We start from the raw sequence: 1,555 nt of genomic DNA on the forward strand, positions 1-1,555 counted from the left end.
CGTGGATGCCGAATTCTTCGCCGGTACGACGGTCAAGAGCAACTTCATCTGCAATCTCGGCTACGGCGACCCGGCAGCTCTGTTCCCGCGCAGTCCTCGCCCGAGCTTCGAGGAAGTCTGCAAGATCATCTAGCACTGTCATTCACTACGCTGACGGGCTCAGACGCCGCTTCTTCGTCTGCGGTCGTCGGCTATTGGACAACAGCGTCATCTTCAAGACACTCGAACGATCTAGCCGGGTCACAAAGTGTCGGAAAAGACTACATTGCTGTCGATCAGCATTACAAATATTGTCAGAGATAATTCAAAAACAATAAGTTAGTATTTTTGGCATGAATAATGCTCAGGATATCTGGCAACATTTGTTTCGAGGATATCCCATGGCACTCCGATTCCTGAAAGACCGGCTCCTTGTAGCCTCCACGCTCGCCTGCCTTTGCGGCTCCGCTTCCGCCCTGACCATCGACGGCAATCTGTCCGATTGGGGCATCGATCCCTCTACCTGGGTGCCCGCCAGCGGCATCCATTACGTCATCGAAGATCAAACCGGCAACGGTGGGTATTACCTCAATCCTGGCTGGGGCGGGCAGGCCTATGATGCAGAAGCGCTCTACGCCACCATCATTGGCAGCAAGCTCTACATTGCGCTGGCAACCGGGCACAATCCCGCCACATTGCAGAACCCAGCCGCCAATAGTTACGGCGCCGGCGACTTTGCCATCGATTTCGGCAAGAACGGTTTATACGACGTGGGCATCAATATCGTGCATAACGGCACTAACGGCAACGCCGATCCCCTGCAAACATCGGGCGGTATCTACAAGAACCCGGTCTGGAATTACGGACTCTGGAACGCCAGTGGTGCTTACGCCCCAGGCAATCCCGACCCGGCCCACCCGACCTACATGAGTAGCGGTACGCAAATCGGTACCGCCACCATCGCGACAGGCCATGCCACCGGCTACGGCAGCAAATCGAGTGATCTGCACTACTTCTACGAGATGAGCCTCGATCTGAGCCTGCTGTGGGCAGCAGGTTGGGACGGGAATCCATTCAACATCCACTGGACCGAAAATTGCGCCAACGACAGCATCGTCGTCGATCCACCTTTCCATGTTCCCGAGCCCAGTTCCCTCGCGCTGTTGGGGATCACTCTGCTCGGCCTGAGAAGCTTGCGCCGCCGCAGCTGATTCTCCCCATCACAAACCCAGACTGACGGGTAGCGCGCACCGACGCTGACGACTGCACGAGAGGGGGCTTTGCGGTCTAATAGCACCCCATGCCCCTCATCAAACTCGACGCCGGCCACCTCGCCTACGGCCATGTGCCTCTGCTCGACGCAGCCGATTTCCAGCTCGATGCCGGCGAGCGCGTCGCGCTGATCGGCAGGAACGGCAGCGGCAAATCCTCGCTGCTCGCTGCGTTGGCTGGCAAGGCCCACCTCGACGACGGCACCCTGTGGCTGCAGCCCGGCCTCAGGATCGGCTATGTGCCCCAGGAGCCGCCGCTCGATCCCGATCTCACGGTATTCGAGACCGTGGTCGCCGGCATGGGG

The 1,555-nt window shown here is 58.6% G+C and carries 3 protein-coding genes; all 3 read left to right on the forward strand.

The window, feature by feature from the left end; translation table 11 throughout:
- Positions 1–133, forward strand: a 133-nt coding sequence (locus tag AB1555_20075) for a nitroreductase family protein (protein MEW6248976.1), incomplete at its 5' end; no start/stop codon positions are given.
- A gap of 247 nt (positions 134–380) precedes the next feature.
- The gene (locus AB1555_20080) at positions 381–1,190 is read left to right on the forward strand and encodes a PEP-CTERM sorting domain-containing protein (protein ID MEW6248977.1); all 810 of its coding nucleotides are present in this window, start codon (positions 381–383) and stop codon (positions 1,188–1,190) included.
- Positions 1,191–1,279: 89 nt separating this feature from the next.
- Positions 1,280–1,555: ATP-binding cassette domain-containing protein (locus tag AB1555_20085; GenBank protein MEW6248978.1), on the forward strand; the 276-nt coding region annotated here is incomplete at its 3' end.

Source organism: Nitrospirota bacterium (genome assembly GCA_040755395.1).
Taxonomy (GTDB): Bacteria; Nitrospirota; Nitrospiria; order Nitrospirales; family Nitrospiraceae; genus DATLZU01.